A 14,747-nucleotide genomic window follows, 5' to 3' on the forward strand; every position below is an offset into this window, starting at 1 on the left:
CCGGAGCATTTCCGTCGGGAACCTCATGCCCCCTCCCGGTCCCCAAACTCACCGGTCAGCCGGTAAGAGTGGAGACATGAAGATCGGATTCATCGGGCTGGGCAACATGGGCTCGGCCATGGCCGCGAACCTCCTCACCGCCGGGCACAAGGTCACGGTGTACAACCGCTCCCCCGACAAGGTGACCGCGTTGGCTGCCCAGGGGGCATTGCCCGCGGCATCGGTGGCGGATGCGTGTCATGGCGACGTCGTCCTCACCATGCTTTCCAACGACACCGCGGTGGAGGCCGTCACGTTCGGGGACCGCGGCATCCTTGCCCACCTGCCCGGCGGCGCCATTCACGTCGCGTCGTCGACCGTCAGTGTCGCCCTGGCCGACCGTCTCACCGCGGCCCATGCCGATGCCGGGCAGGGTTTCGTCGCTGCACCGGTGTTCGGACGTCCGGAAGCCGCCGCAGCTGCCAAGTTGTACGTGGTGGCGGCGGGCGCCCCGGCCACCGTCGAGACGGTGTCGCCGATTTTCGATGCGATCGGGCAACGCACTTTTGTGCTGGGCGAGGAACCCCGTGCCGCGAACCTGGTGAAGATCAGCGGCAACTTCCTCATCGCCTCGGTGATCGAATCCCTCGGTGAGGCAATGGCACTGGTGGGCAAGGCCGGAGTGGACAAACAGCAGTACCTGGAGTTGCTGACATCGACGCTGTTCGACGCGCCGGTGTACCGCACCTATGGCGGGTTGCTGGCCCGCGAGGAGTTCAGCCCGGCCGGTTTCGCCGCCCCACTCGGACTCAAGGACGTCAAACTCGCACTGAGTGCGGGCGAGGAACTACAGGTGCCCCTGCCCGTCGCGAGCTTGTTGCGCGATCGCTTCCTGACCCTGCTGGCGACCGGCGGCGGCGAGCTGGACTGGTCCGCAGTGGGCGCGCTGAGCGCGTGGGAGGCCGGAGGAAAACCTCCGGCCTGACTCGCTACTCGGCGACGACCCCGCGCAGGCCGTCGGCGCCGTACAGCGGCTCCAGCATCGCCGAGATGTCGGGTCCGCGGCGCAGGCTGTGCCCACCGTCGACACCGATGGACTGACCGGTGATCCAGCCCGCGGCGTCGCTGAGCAGGAATGCCGCCAGGTTGGCGATGTCCTCGACCTCACCGAACCGCGGCATCGGCGTGCAGGCCTTGTAGTCCTCACTGGCGGCCGGCAGCTCGAAAACCGGGCCGACCATCTCGGTGCGGGTCAAACCGGGCCGGATGCTGTTGAACCGCACCGAGGACGGTCCGAGTTCGTCGGCGGCCAGCTTGATCAGATGGTCGAACGCCGCCTTGCTCACACCGTAAGCACCGAACCAGCGGTGGGTGTTGGTCGACGCGATCGACGAGATGCCGACGAACGACCCGCCACCGCCGCGGACCATTTCCCGACCCGCGTGCTTGATCAGGTACATCGTCCCGTTGACATTCAGATCGACGGTCTGGCGCCACAATTCGGAATCGATCTGGGTGATCGGACCGATGGTCAGCGACCCACCGGCACTGTGCACCACACCGTGCAGTCGGCCGTGCCAGGCAGTGGCGGCGTCGACCGCACGGCGGACCTCGTCCTCGTTGGTGACATCGGCGGGTTCGTAGCGCACCTCACCACCAGCGACTCCTGCGTTCAATTCGTCCGCAGCCGCACTCAGCTTGTCGGCATTGCGCCCGATCAACAGGGCGTTGCCACCGGCGGCGACGATGGCCGCCGCGGCACCCTTGCCGATTCCGCTGCCGCCTCCGGTGACCAGGTACGTGCGATCCTTCAACGACAGTTCCATTTGCGTCATCCTTATGGTGTATCTCGCCGGGCCGGTTTCGGGGCCCCCAAGGTCCGCCAGTCGGGAACATCGGGCGGCATTCCCACCGGCCAGCGGTTCTCGTTCACCGACGCCCAGTGCGCGTGCCCCAGTTCGTGAATGTGGAACGCATGACGCAGCGCCTCGGTGAAGCCCATCGCGTCGCTGGCCGCATTGACGGAGTCCTTGACCAACAGGGCCGCCATCGTCGGCCGCTCGGCGATGCGGCGGGCGAATTCCAGTGTCTTGTCTTCGAGTTCGTCGCGTGCGAAGACCTTGGACACCATGCCCAACCGGTACGCCTCATCGGCGTCGATCGAATCACCGGTCAGCAGTAGCTCTTTGGCCTTGCGGGCGCCGAACTCCCACGGGTGGGCGTAGTACTCGACGCCCGGCATCCCCATGCGAACCCCGACGACGTCGCTGAACTTGGCGTCGTCGGCGGCCACGATCAGGTCGCAGGCCCAGATCAGCATCAGTGCCGCCGAGATCGCGTTGCCCTGCACCTGGGCGATGGTGATCTTGCGCAGATCACGCCACCGCCGGGTGTTCTCGAAGTAGAAGTGCCACTCCTGCAGGTAGGTTCGCTCAGTGACGCCGGCGGCGGTGGCACCGTGGGACCGGAACGTCGGGTGCTGAGTCGGCCCGGGCGCGCGCTCGGCCAACGCCTCTTCGGAACCGAGGTCATGGCCGGCCGAGAAGTTCTTGCCACGCGCGGCCAGGATCACCACACGGACTGCATCGTCGGCCTCGGCCCGGCCGAATGCCTCGTCGAGTTGCACCAGCAGGGTCCGCGACTGGGCGTTCTGCGCATTCGGACGGTTCAGCCAGATCCTGGCGATGCGCCCGTCATCGAGTGTCTCGTATTCGACCTGAGGCGTTGCCTCATCGGGATCGGCCATATCGGACCACCTCTTAGTCAAGGTAAGTAAGTTACGAACTGCACATTACGTGTATCACGTAACCCGGCTCACACCGGGATCACAGCTACTGTTCAGCAGCTTCACAGCACGTGGTTCGGCATGACTGCACCACAATCGCAGTGACAGCCATTTCCCCTTGTAGAGCGTAAAATATCCAATGCAAGACGACTTCACGGATCACCGTGGTCGGATCACCGAGGCCGGGTAACCAGCAAACCTTTTCAGGCCCTGAAGAGAAAGCACGCCAATGGCTATCTTCCCGTCCGGCTTCCCGGCCGGCCCCCGCCGTTTCGTCGTCGCGGCCGGCATCGCCGCAGCCATCGCCGCGGCCCCTGCCCTGACGGTGCTGTCGATGCCCTCCCAGTCGCTGGCCTCGTGCCCCAACGGCGAAACCGAGGACACGTTCACCAACGTGTGCGTACCCGACATCGTGCCGAACTCCCCCGGCAACTTCAGCAGCGTCGCAGGCAACCCCAACCTGCCCGCCGTGAACATGCCCGGCGGGGGCGGTGCCATCCCGTGCACCGGCGCGAACTCGGGTGAGTGCATCGGCCTGGCCGAAGAGCAGCAGTCCGAGGGACCCCAGCCGGTTCCGCAGTCGACGGTCGGCAGCAGCCCGACCGTGCACGGTTCCATCGGCTGACACAGCACGGCTCCAGACACCGCACAGTAAACCCTCAGCAGTCCTAGACTGCTGAGGTGAAATCAGTTGTCGTGCCCGCCGTACTGTCCGGCGTCGGCTGTGCGCTGCTCCTGTGGCTCGGCGCGCCGGTCGCACAAGCAACCTGCACCTCCGGCGAGGAGGAGGACGTCTACACGACGACCTGCACCCCGTACCTGGTGCCGAATTCACCGTCCCCGTTCAGCGGCATCCCCGGCAATCCGGACATGCCTGCGGTGGACCTGCCCGGCGGAGGCGGCGCCATCCCGTGCACCGGCCACAACGCCGGCGAGTGCATCGGCCTGGCCGAGGAAGACGAGGCCGAGGGACCGCAACCCATTCCGCGCTCGACCATCAGCGCCAGCCCTTAGCACTTCCGAGGGTTGCCAGCTACCGCATAGAAGCAGTGCAGATTTTTCCCAGCTTCCTTAGAATCCCTGCAACGAACAATCGAATAACTAGAGAAAGCGTGACGATGGCGACCTTCCCGATCTCGATGCGACGTCTGATCTTTGCCGGCGGATTTGCAGTCGCTGCGGCCGCCGCCCCGGCGATCGCCGCGTTCTCCGTACCCGTGTCCGCCGGCCCGGCGATCGCCTGCCCGACGGGCGAAGAGGAAGACCTCTACACCAACATGTGCGTCCCGCACACCGTGCCGAACTCCCCCGGCAACTTCAGCAGCATCGCGGGCAACCCCAACCTGCCGGCCGTGAACGAGCCCGGTGGCGGCGGCTCCATCCCCTGCACCGGCGCCAACACCGGCGAATGCATCGGCCTGGCCGAAGAGCAGCAGTCCGAGGGACCCCAGCCGGTGCCGGAGTCGACCGTCGGCAGCAGCCCGACCGTGCACGGTTCCATCGGCTGATGGCATGCGGCGACCCGGGCTCTCCGGGTCGCCTACAGTTATGTCATGCCTGCGAAAACTGATACCGCCGACATCGACGACGTCGAACCCCTCGCCGACAGCACCGCCAGCCAGGCTCGCCGCGTCGTAGCGACCTACGCCACCGACGCCGACGAGTGCCGCATGTTCCTGTCGATGCTCGGCATTGGGCCCTCGAAGACCGAGGCGTAATGAGTCCGGAGGCCGGCCCGCCGGCCGCCTCCGGTAACTCCGACTTCGTCGTGGTCGCCAACCGGCTGCCCATCGACATGGAGCGGTTGCCGGATGGCAGCACGACCTGGAAGCGCAGTCCCGGCGGCCTTGTCACCGCGCTGGAGCCGCTGCTGCGTAAACGCCGCGGCGCGTGGATCGGCTGGGCGGGTGTCCCCGACAGCGGCGAGGAGCCGATCGTCGAGGAGGACCTGCAGCTCTACCCGGTGGAGCTGTCCGCGCAGGACGTCGCGGATTACTACGAGGGGTTCTCGAACGCCACCCTGTGGCCGCTCTACCACGACCTCATCGTCAAGCCCGTGTACCACCGCAAGTGGTGGGACAGCTACGTCGACGTGAACCGGCGTTTCGCCGAGGCCACGGCCCGGGCAGCGGCCCACGGCGCGACGGTCTGGATCCAGGATTATCAGCTGCAGCTCGTCCCCAAGATGCTGCGCATGCTGCGTCCCGACCTCACCATCGGCTTCTTCCTCCACATCCCGTTCCCGCCCGTCGAACTGTTCATGCAGATGCCGTGGCGCACCGAGATCGTCGAGGGCCTGCTCGGAGCCGACCTGGTCGGATTCCACCTGGCCGGGGGCGCACAGAACTTCCTGGTCCTGGCCCGCCGCCTGGTCGGCGCCAATACCTCACGCGCATCGATCGGGGTCCGCTCGCGCTTCGGTGAGGTCTCCTACGGGTTCCGCACGGTCAAGGTCGGCGCTTTCCCCATCTCGATAGATTCGGCTGATCTGGACGCCAAGGCCCGCAACCGATCGGTGCGCCAACGCGCCCGGCAGATTCGCGCTGAGCTCGGCAATCCGCGCAAGATCCTGCTCGGCGTCGACCGGCTCGACTACACCAAGGGCATCGACGTCCGGCTGCGAGCCTTCACCGAACTGCTCGAAGAGGACCGGATCAAACGCGACGACACCGTTCTGATCCAGCTGGCCACACCGAGCCGCGAGCGGGTCGAGAGCTATATCGCGATGCGCGAGGACATCGAGCGGCAGGTCGGCCACATCAACGGTGAATACGGTGAGGTGGGGCATCCGCTGGTGCACTACCTGCACCGGCCGGTGCCACGCGATGAGCTCATCGCGTTCTTCGTCGCAGCCGACGTCATGCTGGTCACCCCGCTACGCGACGGCATGAACCTGGTGGCCAAGGAGTACGTGGCGTGCCGCAGTGACCTCGGCGGCGCGTTGGTGCTGTCGGAGTTCACCGGGGCGGCGGCCGAGCTGCGTCAGGCCTACCTGACCAACCCGCACGATCTCGAAGGCGTCAAGGATGCCATCGAGGCGGCGCTGGAGCAGAGCCCCGAGGAGGGCAGGCGCCGGATGCGTGCGCTGCGCCGCCAGGTGCTGGCGCATGATGTGGACCGTTGGGCGCGCGCGTTTTTAGCCGCGCTCGGAAGCGCGAATTCAGCCTGAGCGCCGGCCGGCGCGCGAATTCCTTGAGCGCCGGCCCGCTTCGGGTCAGGTGACTAGATCGGGTTGATCGCGTTGATCAGCCAGTTCCCGCCGATCTTGCGGTAATCGACCTTCAGTCGGCTGCCGTCATAGAGCGGTTGGCGGGACTGGTCGGTCACGGTGCGGTTCATGTACACCATGACGGACCCCGAATCACGCTGCGCCGTCATGACACCGATGCCGACGACGCTGATCTGCACCACCAGCTGACGCTTGCGTGCCTCGGGGATCACCTTGGCGGTGGCGTCCTTCTCGAACTGCTGCCGGAAGTCCGGGGCGAGCAGCGGGTACGTCTCCATCAGGCTGCGCTCGACGGTCTGATAGTCGTAACCGAACACTTTCGGGATCTGTTCGGCGGCCAGCGCAGGGAGTTCGGTCCTGGCCGTCTCCTGACCCTGCTGCGCCACGCGGTTCCAGTACAGCGAGCCACCTACGGCGGCCAACCCGACGAAGGCCGTCGTCAACAGGCCGATCAGGAGGGCAGTGAGTTTAGAGCGCATCAGTTTCCGCCGTCGGGGTACTTGAGGTCGTATCCGGTCATGTGCCCGTTGTCGTCCTCGTGCACGATCACCCGCAGCCGGTACGGGCGAGTCGGCGAATTGACGCCGTCCACGTCGGTGACCGTGACACGCACCGCCACCAGTACCGAGGCATTCCGGGCGATCTCGTCGACCTTCTCCAGCGCCGCGCCGTTGATCACAGCCTCCGAGCTGGCGTTGGTGTCGCGGAACAACGCCTTGAGGTTGTCGGCGTTGTTGCCCTGGCTCATCATGTCGCGCAGGGGGCCGCTGGTGCCGTCGATGAAGCGGTTGACGCTTTCGTCGATCGTGTCCTGGGTGTAGCTGAACATGTTGATCACGGTCTGCTTGCCGGTGTCGACGAAGCTCTCGTCGCGGGCCTGCAGGGCATCGACCGCATGTTGCTGATCGCGCATGACATAGGCCAGCGCACCCAGCGCAGCGGTCCCCAGACCCAAAGTCAGTGCTGCCACCAGGGCCACCAGGGTGCGGTGGGCGCGCCGCCGGGGCGGCGCCTTGAGCGGTGTCGGCTGCGAGGCCCTGGCCGCCGCCTTGGTGGAAGGCTCCACCAAAGGCACGGTCTGGGTCACCTCGCCTGCCGTCCCGGCCCCGGTCGGGCCGGCCGCCCTTGACGCGCGCCTACGGACCGGCCTCGTATTCGAGGCGGTTTCTTCGATCATCAAGCCTGCCTTGGATCCAACATCAGGTCTACCCAGGTCTCCGCTGGCGCCAGTTTGTCGGCGCCGGCTGCGTACACGCCGGTGCCTCCGTCGGCGTCGGCGAAGACCCCACTGTGCTGATCGTAGGTGCCCGTCATCGGTGCGCTGGCCAGAGGTGGTGCCTCGGCCGGCAACGGCGCTTCCGGAGCCGGCGCCGGAGCCGGGGCTGCCGGAGCCCCGGGAGGCGTCCGGCCGTACGGCGGCACGATCTGGTCCGGCGGTGCGAAGTACGGCCACGGCGGAGGCGGTGTGCCCGGCTTGTTCGGCGGCACCGGCAGCGGGAACGGCGCGTGCGGCGCGGGGCCCGGGCCGGGTTCGACCCCGGGTGGCAACTGCACGACGGGCGGGCCCGGATCCGGATCCACCTGCGGCGGGATGTTCGGGAACTTGTTGGGCGGCAGGATGTTACGCCCGTCCTCGATCGGCGTGCCGTACGGAACCGGCGGGCCGCGCCACGGGTTGCTGCCCACCGGCACATAGCCCTTGGGATCGCGGCACAGCTGGATGGTGGGCGCCCGCTTTCCGGGGAACTCCATGCACGGGTAGTTGCGCGCACCACGCACCACCGCCGGGTCGTTCTGTGCGGTCTTGCAGTACAGATCGGACGGCAGCTCACGCAGCGTCTCGTCGGCCGGAGATCGGATCTGGGTCGGCGGGACGAACCCGGTCAAGCAGGGCGGCGCGTCCCCGAGGTCGATCTTGAAGTCCAGCTTGGCGCCCTCGTCGGCAGGTGCCCCGCCGGCGACCGTGCTCAGCGCCGCCATCAGTGCCGGGAAGATCACCAGCGCCTGCTCGAGGGACTTGCTGTAGATCACCCCGATGCGGCCGAAGTTCGCCAGGTTCGCCGCCAGCACCGGGAAGGTCGGCCGGATACCGCTGAATGCGGTGTTGGCCGCCTCGGTGGTGCCCGGAACGGTCTTGAGGGTGGCGCGCAGCTGCGGATCGGCCTTGTTCACCTCACCGGTGAACCGGGCCAGCCCGTCGGCCAGCGAGCGGATGTTGTCGCCGCTACGCATCTGGGCTTCCAGGAACGGCCCGGCCTGATCGATCAGCTGAGTGGTCTCGCCGTAGTTGGCGTTGGCCTCGTCGATCAGCAGACGTGAGGATTGGATCAACCGGGCGAGTTCGGGCCCCGACCCGTTGAACGCCTTGAACGTCTCACGCAGCAGATCCTGCAGCCGGCTGTTGCCGATACTGCTGACCAGTGTGTCGGCTTCGTGCAGCATCCCGGCGATGTCCTGGCCGACCCGGGTGTTGTCCTGCTCGATGGTGGCGCCGTTGCGCAGCTTGTTGGTCGACGGTGACTCCGGCGGGATCAGGTCGATGTACTGCTCGCCGACGGCCGAGACACTCTTGACCGTGGCGATGACGTTGTCGGGTATCGCCGTGTTGCTGTTGAGCTGCATCTTGGCGACCACGCCGTCGGGTGCCAGGCCTACGGAATCCACCCGGCCGACCGTGACGCCACGGTAGGTGACGTTGGCGTTCTGGTAGATCCCGCCACCGGCCAGGAAGTTGGCGTTGACGTGGTAGGTGCCGATACCCACCGCAGCGGGCAGGTGCAGATAGAACAGCGAGATGGCACCCACGGTGAGGATGGTGACGACCCCGAAGATCATCAGCTGCATACGGGTGAGCCGGTCGATCATCTACGGCTTCTCCTCGTGCTGGGTCGCAGTTCCGGCCGGGATCTTGAACGGATCGGCCGCCTGGCCGGACAAGTTGGCCATCGCCCCGGTCAGGAAGTCCGGCGGATTGATCACCTCGTTGAGGTGCTGCATGTTCGGGTCGAAGGCTCCGGTCGTGAAGATCGACTCACCGAACCGCCGCAGGGTCAGGTCGAAGGTGACGTAGACGTTCAGGTAGTCGCCTCGCACCGCCTGGCGCAGATACTTGTAGTGGAACGGGAAGGTCGGCAGGAACTCCAGGTCCTTGATGAAGTCGTCGGCGTTGTCGTTGAACGCCTTGATCACCGGATAGAGATCCTTGAGATCGGCCGCAAAATCGTCCTTGGTCTGCGACAGGATCCGCGAGCCGACCTGGGCGAAGCTGCGCAGCGCGGTGAACGCGTCGACGATGTTGGACCGGTTGTCGTTGAGCACCTTGAGCGCGCCGGGCAGGGTGTCGAGTGTGCGGCCCAGGCTGTCCTGGCTGCGGGCCAGGATCGACGCGAACCGGTTCAGCCCGTCCGCGGCCGCGATGATGTCGTTGGTCTGCCGGTCCAGTGACGCGGTCAGCTCGGCCAGCCGCGGGATGAGATCGGCGAAGGTTCCGGCCCGTCCGGCGACGGCCGCGTAGGCCTCATCGGTGATGTCTTGCAGCGCACCGAGATTGCCCTTGTTGACCACCATGCCCAGCGAGGAGAGCACTTCCTCGGTGGTCGGATAACGGTCGGTCTGGGACAGCGAGATGTTGGAACCCTGGGCCAGTCGCCCCTCGGCCGGTTGATCGACAGGTTCGGACAGCTCGATGTGCTGGGAGCCGAGTAGCGAGGTCTGGGCAACGCGCGCAACGGCATTCGCCGGGAGCTTCACGTCACCGTTCAGCGACAGTTGCAGCGCCGCATAGAAGGTGCCGTCCTGACGCTGGACCGCATCCACACCCGACACGCTGCCGACGGTGACGTCGTCGACCATCACCGGCGAGTTCTGCGGCAGGGTCGCCACGTCGGGCAACTGCACCGTGACGGTGTAGGAGCCGGACCCGTGCCCGGCGGTACCGGGCATGTTCAGCGAGTTGAGACCGCCGAACTGGCAGCCGGCCAGCAGCATGGCGCCACTGCCGATCGCCAGGGTGCGACTGCCGATGCGGGATGCCTTACCCCTCAATGCTTTACCCCTCATCATCCGCCGGCACCAGCCTCAGCGGGTGCGGGCGCGGCCACGGGTCCCGGCGCGGGCGCAGGTCCTGGCGCGGGCCCGACTCCGGTTCCAGGTGCCGGCGCGGGTGCATCCGGCGGCAGGATCAACGAGCTCAGCGTCGCGTCCGGCGGGATCTGCGGCGGCGTGACGCCGGGTGCGTTCTGCCACTGCAGGTAAGGCACCGGCGTCTCCGACTTCGCTTCGGTTTCGGGGGTGTCGTACTGGATCTGGCCCTTGTAGGCGGTGATGGTGTTGACCGGATGGAACAACACCGGTGGGTAGTTCATCGTGATGCGGCGCAGGACCGGACCCATTCGCTGCCGGCAGATCTCGGCGCGTTTGTAGTTGTCCGGGGTCGAGCCGGTGTCGAAGTTGCCACCGCACAGGAACTGCACCGGGTTGGCAAAGTTTGGCAGCGACAACAGACCACCGACGGTGCCCTGCGCCGGGTTGTAGATGTTGTAGAAGTTCGCCAGGCCGTTGGGCGTGACGTGGAGGATCTGCTCGATGTCGTCACTGTGGTCGGTGAGAATCTGGGTGAAGTCGGCCAGCTTGCCCACCTGGGCGATCAGCGCCTCGTTGTTCTCGTTCAGGAATCCGCGGACGTCGCCGAGTGCCTGATTGAGCGTGCCCAGTGTCTGGTCGAGCCCGCTGGAGCTGTCGGCCAGCACCTGCGACACCGACGCCACGTGATTGGTGAACTGCACGATCTGTTCGTTGCTGTTGGACAGCGCGTCGACCAGGATCTGCAGGTTCTTCACCGTGCCGAACAGATCGGTCCGCGAATCACCCAACCGGCCTGCGGTTTGGGACAACTCACGCAGCGCATTGCGGAACGAGTCGCCGTTGCCGTCGAACGTCGTCGCGGCCTGGTCGACGAACGCCGCGATCGGGCCCTGCACCGAGTTGGCCTGCGGTCCGAGTTGCGAACTGAGCTGGGTGAGTTGCTCCTTGACCTCGTCCCATTCGACGGGCACTCCGGTGCGGTCGAGTCCGATCGACGCGCCGTCGGCGATCACGTCGCCTTCCGTGTAGGCGGGGGTCAACTGAATGAACCTGGCCGACACCAGGTTTGGCGACAGGATCAGCGCCTTGGCATCGGCAGGCACCTTGACGCCGCGGTCCAGGGTCATTTCGATCTTGACATCCGAGGGCCGCGGTTCGATGGAGTCGATCGTGCCCACCGGCACGCCGACGATCCGCACCTCGTCGCCCGGGTACAACCCGACGGCATTGGTGAAGTACGCGGTGAGCTTGGGGCCGGTGCGCGACGGCCACACCTGGTAGACGCCGACGGCCAGGACCGCCAGCAGCACCACGGCCAGTGCGATACGCATCCACCGGTTGCGGCCGGATGCCGGGTTCTGTTGGGTCATGGCGATTTCGGCCTAACGATCACTCGCTCGGAAATGTAGCCGCGCAACATATCGGACAGGCTGTCGGGCAGTTTGCCCGGCTGGAAGTAGGTGTCCAGCAGTACCTCGGACATCGCTGCCGGCGGCAGGCCGTACAGGTTGATGTTGAAGCCGGGGCCGTTACCGACCACCTCGCCGAGCGCGGTGGCATATCCCGGCAACCGCTTGAGCGCCTCACCGATGTGCTCGCGCCGTTCCAGCAGGTTGTCCATCACCAGATTGAGCTTCTCCAGCGCCGGTTTGAATTCCTTGCGGTTGTCCGCGACGAATCCCGAAAGCTGGTGCGACACATCGTCGATGCCGGCGATCAGGTTACTCAGCGCCTGCCGGCGCTCATCGAGCGCGGCGAACAGCTGATTGCCGTCGTTCAGCAGCTGGTTGACCTGCCCGGCGCGGTTGGCCAGGAGATCCGACACCCGCTTGGCGTGGGTCAACAGCCCCTCCAGGGCCTCGTCCCGCTTGTTGATGGTGCGGGACAGATTCGTGACGCCGTCCAGGGCACCGCGCAACTGCGGGGTGGCGTCGCGCAACGTATCGGTCAGTGTCTGCAGCGCCTGCTCGAACTTCGGCTTGTCCAACTCGCTGACGTTCTGCCCGAGGTCCTGCAGCGCAGTGTTCAGCGTGTACGGAGTCGTGGTGCGTCCCAAGGGGATAACCGTCGACGTACCTACGCCCTTCGGGGTCACCGAAAGCGACTTCTGGCCGAGCACCGTATCGGTCTTGATCGCCACCAGCGACTGATCGCCGACTTTGATGTTGCGGTCCACGGTGAATTTGACCTTGGCCGAGTCGCCGGCCAGGGCGATGTCGGTGACCTTCCCGACCGTGATGCCCGAGATGTTGACGTCGTTGCCCGGAGAGATCCCACCGGCATCACTGAAGTAGGCCTCGAACTGCTTGCCCTGCGGGAAGAACGGCAGGCCGGTGTAACCGAATGACACCAGCACCAGGCATGCCACCACAAAGATGCCGAGGATCCCGGTGCGCACGGGATTCGACTCGCGCGAACTAGCCATTGGTCGGCGCACACCTCCCCTTGGATGGGTCCGGCGGACCGCCGAACGGAATCAGGATGTCGCTGCCTGCCGGTCCGTTGACCTTCAACCGAACCGAGCAGTAGAAGATGTTGAAGAACGAGCCATAGGCACCGAGAGCGTTGAGCCGCAGGTAGTTCTCGGCCAGCGGTTCGATGACCTTGTTGATGTCGCCCTTCCGCTCGTCCATGCGCTGCGCCAGCGGCCGGGCATTCTCGATGACCCCCTGCAGCGGGCGGCGGGACTTCTCCAGCATGTCGGTCAGATCGTTCTCGGCCGAGGCCAGGGGTGCGATCGCGCCGGCGATCGGATCGCGTCCCTCGGACAGACCGGTGATCAGCTTCTGCAACTCGTCGACGCTGGTGTCGAACTGCGAGCCCTTTTCGTCCACCGTGCTCAGCACGGTGTTGAGGTTGGTGATGACGTCGCCGATGAGCTGATCGCGGGCGGCCAGGTTCTGGGTGAAGGCGCTCGTGCTGGTCAGCATGTTCGCCAACGCGCCGCCCTGGCCCTGAAGCATCTCGATCACCGCGTTGGAGATCTCGTTGACCTTCGCGCCGTCCAGACCCTTGAGCACGGGCCGCAATCCGCCCAGCAGCGCGTCGAGGTCCAGGGCCGGCTGGGTGTTCTGCGCCGGGATCGTCCCGCCGGGCGCCAGCTTGCGCAGTTCCCCTGGGCCCGAGGTGATCTCCAGGAAACGATCACCGACGAGGTTCAGGTAGCGCACCTTGGCCTGGCTCGAGGTGTAGAGCTGGTACCGCTTGTTGACGTCGAACGCGACGTCGACGGTGTTGTCGTCGTTGAGCTTCACGTCGTGGACCTTGCCCACGGGAACGCCGGCGATGCGGACGTCCTGCCCGGCCTTCAGCCGCGACGCCTCGCTGAACGTGGCGTGGTAGCTGTTGGCCGAGGCGAAGCGGAACTCGCCGAAGACCACCACCAGCATGGCCGCCACCAACAGCATCGCCACAGTGAAGATGCCGACCTTGAGCATGGTCCGGTCAGTACCTGCGCCGGTCGCCATCAGAATCGGTCCCTTTCTGCGAAAGCACCGTTGAACAGGAACTGCAGGGTCGCCGGCGCGTCGAACTGCACCTCGGTGTTCGGCTGGAACGGCACGTACGCGTTGTCGGTGACCACGAACGGGGCGCGGTACCAGCTGCCGCCGAACTGCTTGGTGGGCACGTCGGGAAGTCCGCGGCAGTTCGGCCCGCCGGAGGCGTTCACCATCGGCAGGCTCTCCGGATAGGTGTACGCCGGGGACCCGGGCAGGAAGTTGGAGTTGACGTACAGGCCGGGCCGGATACCGCCGATGATCGGGGCGAACCGGTCGACACCGATGGACACACCGCGCAGGAGACAGCCGAATTCCGGCGAATAATCTCCGGCCACCTTCAGCGGTGCACGCAACCGCTGGATCGCCGCGATGTAGTCGTCGGCCGCGGGCTCCAGAGTGGCGGTGCCGTTGTTGGCCAGCCCGGTCGCCGACAGCAGCGTGGCGTTGAGGTTGGTCTTCTCATCCACGATGGTCTTGTTCAGCGCGGGCACGTTGTCGATGATCCGGGCCAGGTCGGGGCCGGCGTCGCCGTAGATGTTGGCGACCACCGCGGCCTTGGCGAAGTCCTCCTGCAGCGTCGGCAACTTCGGGTTCAGTTGCTGCAGGTAGGAATTCAAGCCCGACAAGGCCGCACCCGCATCGTCGCCGTGGCCCCGCAGGCCCTCACCGAGTGCTGACAGCGTGGCGTTCAGGCTGACCGGGTCGATCTTGTTGAGCACATCCGACAGCGTCTGGAACAGGGTGTTGACCTCCAGCTGCACGTCCTTGGCGGCCACCGTGCTGCCCGGCCGAAGCGAGCCTTCCGGCTTGTCCGGCGCGAGGAACTCCACCGACTTGGCGCCGAAGATCGTGTTGCCGGCGATCCGCACGGTGGCGTTGGACGGGATGTAGCGCATCTCGCCGCGCTTGATGGCAAGCGTCAGCTTCGCCTCGTGGCCGGCGTAGGCGATCTCGGAGACCTTGCCGATCTGGATGCCGCGGTACTTCACCTTGGCGTCGCGCTCCATCACCAGGCCTGCCCGCGGCGCAGTCAGGCTGACGGTGTCGGTCGGCGTGAATGCCGCTGTGTAGGACAGGTAGGTGAACACCACCGCGGCGGCCACGATCGCCGCCAGGATCGCCGCCGCGATCCTCACATGCCTGCGGTGCTTGGAGGTTGCGTCTGACATCG

The 14,747-nt window shown here is 66.2% G+C and carries 16 protein-coding genes; 6 read left to right on the plus strand and 10 right to left on the minus strand.

The genetic code is table 11. The features are described from left to right. Positions 1-25: 25 nt before the first annotated feature. On the plus strand, positions 26-964 hold the full coding sequence (locus tag AC4ELS_RS26280; protein WP_499049976.1) for an NAD(P)-dependent oxidoreductase: 939 nt from the start codon (positions 26-28) through the stop codon (positions 962-964). Positions 965-968: 4 nt separating this feature from the next. Here AC4ELS_RS26280 and AC4ELS_RS26285 read toward each other — a convergent pair whose 3' ends face one another. Continuing rightward, a complete protein-coding gene (locus tag AC4ELS_RS26285) occupies positions 969-1,805 on the minus strand; it encodes an SDR family oxidoreductase (protein WP_064958850.1) in 837 nt (278 codons plus the stop codon). An 11-nt stretch (positions 1,806-1,816) separates the two neighbouring features. Beyond that, the gene (locus tag AC4ELS_RS26290; protein ID WP_064884648.1) at positions 1,817-2,725 is read right to left on the minus strand and encodes an enoyl-CoA hydratase; all 909 of its coding nucleotides are present in this window, start codon (positions 2,723-2,725) and stop codon (positions 1,817-1,819) included. A 268-nt stretch (positions 2,726-2,993) separates the two neighbouring features. Between AC4ELS_RS26290 and AC4ELS_RS26295 the strand changes: the two genes are divergently transcribed. From AC4ELS_RS26295 to AC4ELS_RS26315, 5 genes are all read left to right on the plus strand, one after another. Next, a complete protein-coding gene (locus AC4ELS_RS26295) occupies positions 2,994-3,389 on the plus strand; it encodes an intersectin-EH binding protein Ibp1 (RefSeq protein ID WP_463792454.1) in 396 nt (131 codons plus the stop codon). Between the two features lie 71 nt (positions 3,390-3,460). Next, on the plus strand, positions 3,461-3,778 hold the full coding sequence (locus tag AC4ELS_RS26300) for a hypothetical protein (protein ID WP_082941755.1): 318 nt from the start codon (positions 3,461-3,463) through the stop codon (positions 3,776-3,778). Between the two features lie 104 nt (positions 3,779-3,882). Continuing rightward, positions 3,883-4,272 carry an intersectin-EH binding protein Ibp1 gene (locus AC4ELS_RS26305; protein WP_082941754.1) on the plus strand — a complete coding sequence of 130 codons (390 nt, stop codon included), beginning with the start codon at positions 3,883-3,885 and terminating at the stop codon, positions 4,270-4,272. 45 nt (positions 4,273-4,317) lie between these two features. Beyond that, on the plus strand, positions 4,318-4,482 hold the full coding sequence (locus tag AC4ELS_RS26310; RefSeq protein WP_110777506.1) for a hypothetical protein: 165 nt from the start codon (positions 4,318-4,320) through the stop codon (positions 4,480-4,482). Continuing rightward, positions 4,482-5,933, plus strand: a complete 1,452-nt coding sequence (locus AC4ELS_RS26315) for an alpha,alpha-trehalose-phosphate synthase (UDP-forming) (RefSeq protein ID WP_064884642.1) — start codon at positions 4,482-4,484, stop codon at positions 5,931-5,933. The genes AC4ELS_RS26310 and AC4ELS_RS26315 overlap by 1 nt, the downstream gene beginning before the upstream one ends. Before the next feature lie 53 nt (positions 5,934-5,986). On the opposite strand, the gene AC4ELS_RS26320 is transcribed toward AC4ELS_RS26315, so the two are convergent. From AC4ELS_RS26320 to AC4ELS_RS26355, 8 genes are read right to left on the minus strand one after another with little or no spacing between them, the layout of a single operon-like run. After that, on the minus strand, positions 5,987-6,472 hold the full coding sequence (locus tag AC4ELS_RS26320) for a mammalian cell entry protein (protein WP_498888564.1): 486 nt from the start codon (positions 6,470-6,472) through the stop codon (positions 5,987-5,989). Further along, a complete protein-coding gene (locus AC4ELS_RS26325; protein ID WP_448447585.1) occupies positions 6,472-7,170 on the minus strand; it encodes an Rv1363c family protein in 699 nt (232 codons plus the stop codon). Before AC4ELS_RS26325 ends, AC4ELS_RS26320 begins: the two co-directional genes overlap by 1 nt. Beyond that, positions 7,170-8,858: an MCE family protein gene (locus AC4ELS_RS26330; RefSeq protein WP_448447587.1), complete on the minus strand. Its 1,689-nt coding sequence runs from the start codon at positions 8,856-8,858 to the stop codon at positions 7,170-7,172. The genes AC4ELS_RS26325 and AC4ELS_RS26330 overlap by 1 nt, the downstream gene beginning before the upstream one ends. Further along, positions 8,859-10,055: an MCE family protein gene (locus AC4ELS_RS26335; RefSeq protein WP_498888561.1), complete on the minus strand. Its 1,197-nt coding sequence runs from the start codon at positions 10,053-10,055 to the stop codon at positions 8,859-8,861. Continuing rightward, the gene (locus AC4ELS_RS26340; protein WP_064884633.1) at positions 10,052-11,446 is read right to left on the minus strand and encodes a virulence factor Mce family protein; all 1,395 of its coding nucleotides are present in this window, start codon (positions 11,444-11,446) and stop codon (positions 10,052-10,054) included. Before AC4ELS_RS26340 ends, AC4ELS_RS26335 begins: the two co-directional genes overlap by 4 nt. Next, positions 11,443-12,501 (minus strand): virulence factor Mce family protein, encoded by a 1,059-nt coding sequence (locus AC4ELS_RS26345; RefSeq protein WP_064884631.1) that lies wholly within the window; start codon positions 12,499-12,501, stop codon positions 11,443-11,445. The genes AC4ELS_RS26340 and AC4ELS_RS26345 overlap by 4 nt, the downstream gene beginning before the upstream one ends. Next, positions 12,494-13,543 (minus strand): MCE family protein, encoded by a 1,050-nt coding sequence (locus AC4ELS_RS26350; RefSeq protein ID WP_064884629.1) that lies wholly within the window; start codon positions 13,541-13,543, stop codon positions 12,494-12,496. The genes AC4ELS_RS26345 and AC4ELS_RS26350 overlap by 8 nt, the downstream gene beginning before the upstream one ends. Then, on the minus strand, positions 13,543-14,745 hold the full coding sequence (locus AC4ELS_RS26355) for an MCE family protein (RefSeq protein WP_448447590.1): 1,203 nt from the start codon (positions 14,743-14,745) through the stop codon (positions 13,543-13,545). The genes AC4ELS_RS26350 and AC4ELS_RS26355 overlap by 1 nt, the downstream gene beginning before the upstream one ends. Positions 14,746-14,747 lie beyond the last annotated feature (2 nt).

It is taken from the genome of Mycobacterium shunyiense, from assembly GCF_058270035.1.

Coding starts and splice junctions, on each gene's coding strand:
- AC4ELS_RS26280 (WP_499049976.1), top strand. CDS start 26: ATGCCCCCTCCCGGTCCCCAAACTCACCGGTCAGCCGGTAAGAGTGGA.
- AC4ELS_RS26285 (WP_064958850.1), bottom strand. CDS start 1,805: ATGGAACTGTCGTTGAAGGATCGCACGTACCTGGTCACCGGAGGCGGC.
- AC4ELS_RS26290 (WP_064884648.1), bottom strand. CDS start 2,725: ATGGCCGATCCCGATGAGGCAACGCCTCAGGTCGAATACGAGACACTC.
- AC4ELS_RS26295 (WP_463792454.1), top strand. CDS start 2,994: ATGGCTATCTTCCCGTCCGGCTTCCCGGCCGGCCCCCGCCGTTTCGTC.
- AC4ELS_RS26305 (WP_082941754.1), top strand. CDS start 3,883: ATGGCGACCTTCCCGATCTCGATGCGACGTCTGATCTTTGCCGGCGGA.
- AC4ELS_RS26310 (WP_110777506.1), top strand. CDS start 4,318: ATGCCTGCGAAAACTGATACCGCCGACATCGACGACGTCGAACCCCTC.
- AC4ELS_RS26315 (WP_064884642.1), top strand. CDS start 4,482: ATGAGTCCGGAGGCCGGCCCGCCGGCCGCCTCCGGTAACTCCGACTTC.
- AC4ELS_RS26320 (WP_498888564.1), bottom strand. CDS start 6,472: ATGCGCTCTAAACTCACTGCCCTCCTGATCGGCCTGTTGACGACGGCC.
- AC4ELS_RS26325 (WP_448447585.1), bottom strand. CDS start 7,170: ATGATCGAAGAAACCGCCTCGAATACGAGGCCGGTCCGTAGGCGCGCG.
- AC4ELS_RS26330 (WP_448447587.1), bottom strand. CDS start 8,858: ATGATCGACCGGCTCACCCGTATGCAGCTGATGATCTTCGGGGTCGTC.
- AC4ELS_RS26335 (WP_498888561.1), bottom strand. CDS start 10,055: ATGATGAGGGGTAAAGCATTGAGGGGTAAGGCATCCCGCATCGGCAGT.
- AC4ELS_RS26340 (WP_064884633.1), bottom strand. CDS start 11,446: ATGACCCAACAGAACCCGGCATCCGGCCGCAACCGGTGGATGCGTATC.
- AC4ELS_RS26345 (WP_064884631.1), bottom strand. CDS start 12,501: ATGGCTAGTTCGCGCGAGTCGAATCCCGTGCGCACCGGGATCCTCGGC.
- AC4ELS_RS26350 (WP_064884629.1), bottom strand. CDS start 13,543: ATGGCGACCGGCGCAGGTACTGACCGGACCATGCTCAAGGTCGGCATC.
- AC4ELS_RS26355 (WP_448447590.1), bottom strand. CDS start 14,745: ATGTCAGACGCAACCTCCAAGCACCGCAGGCATGTGAGGATCGCGGCG.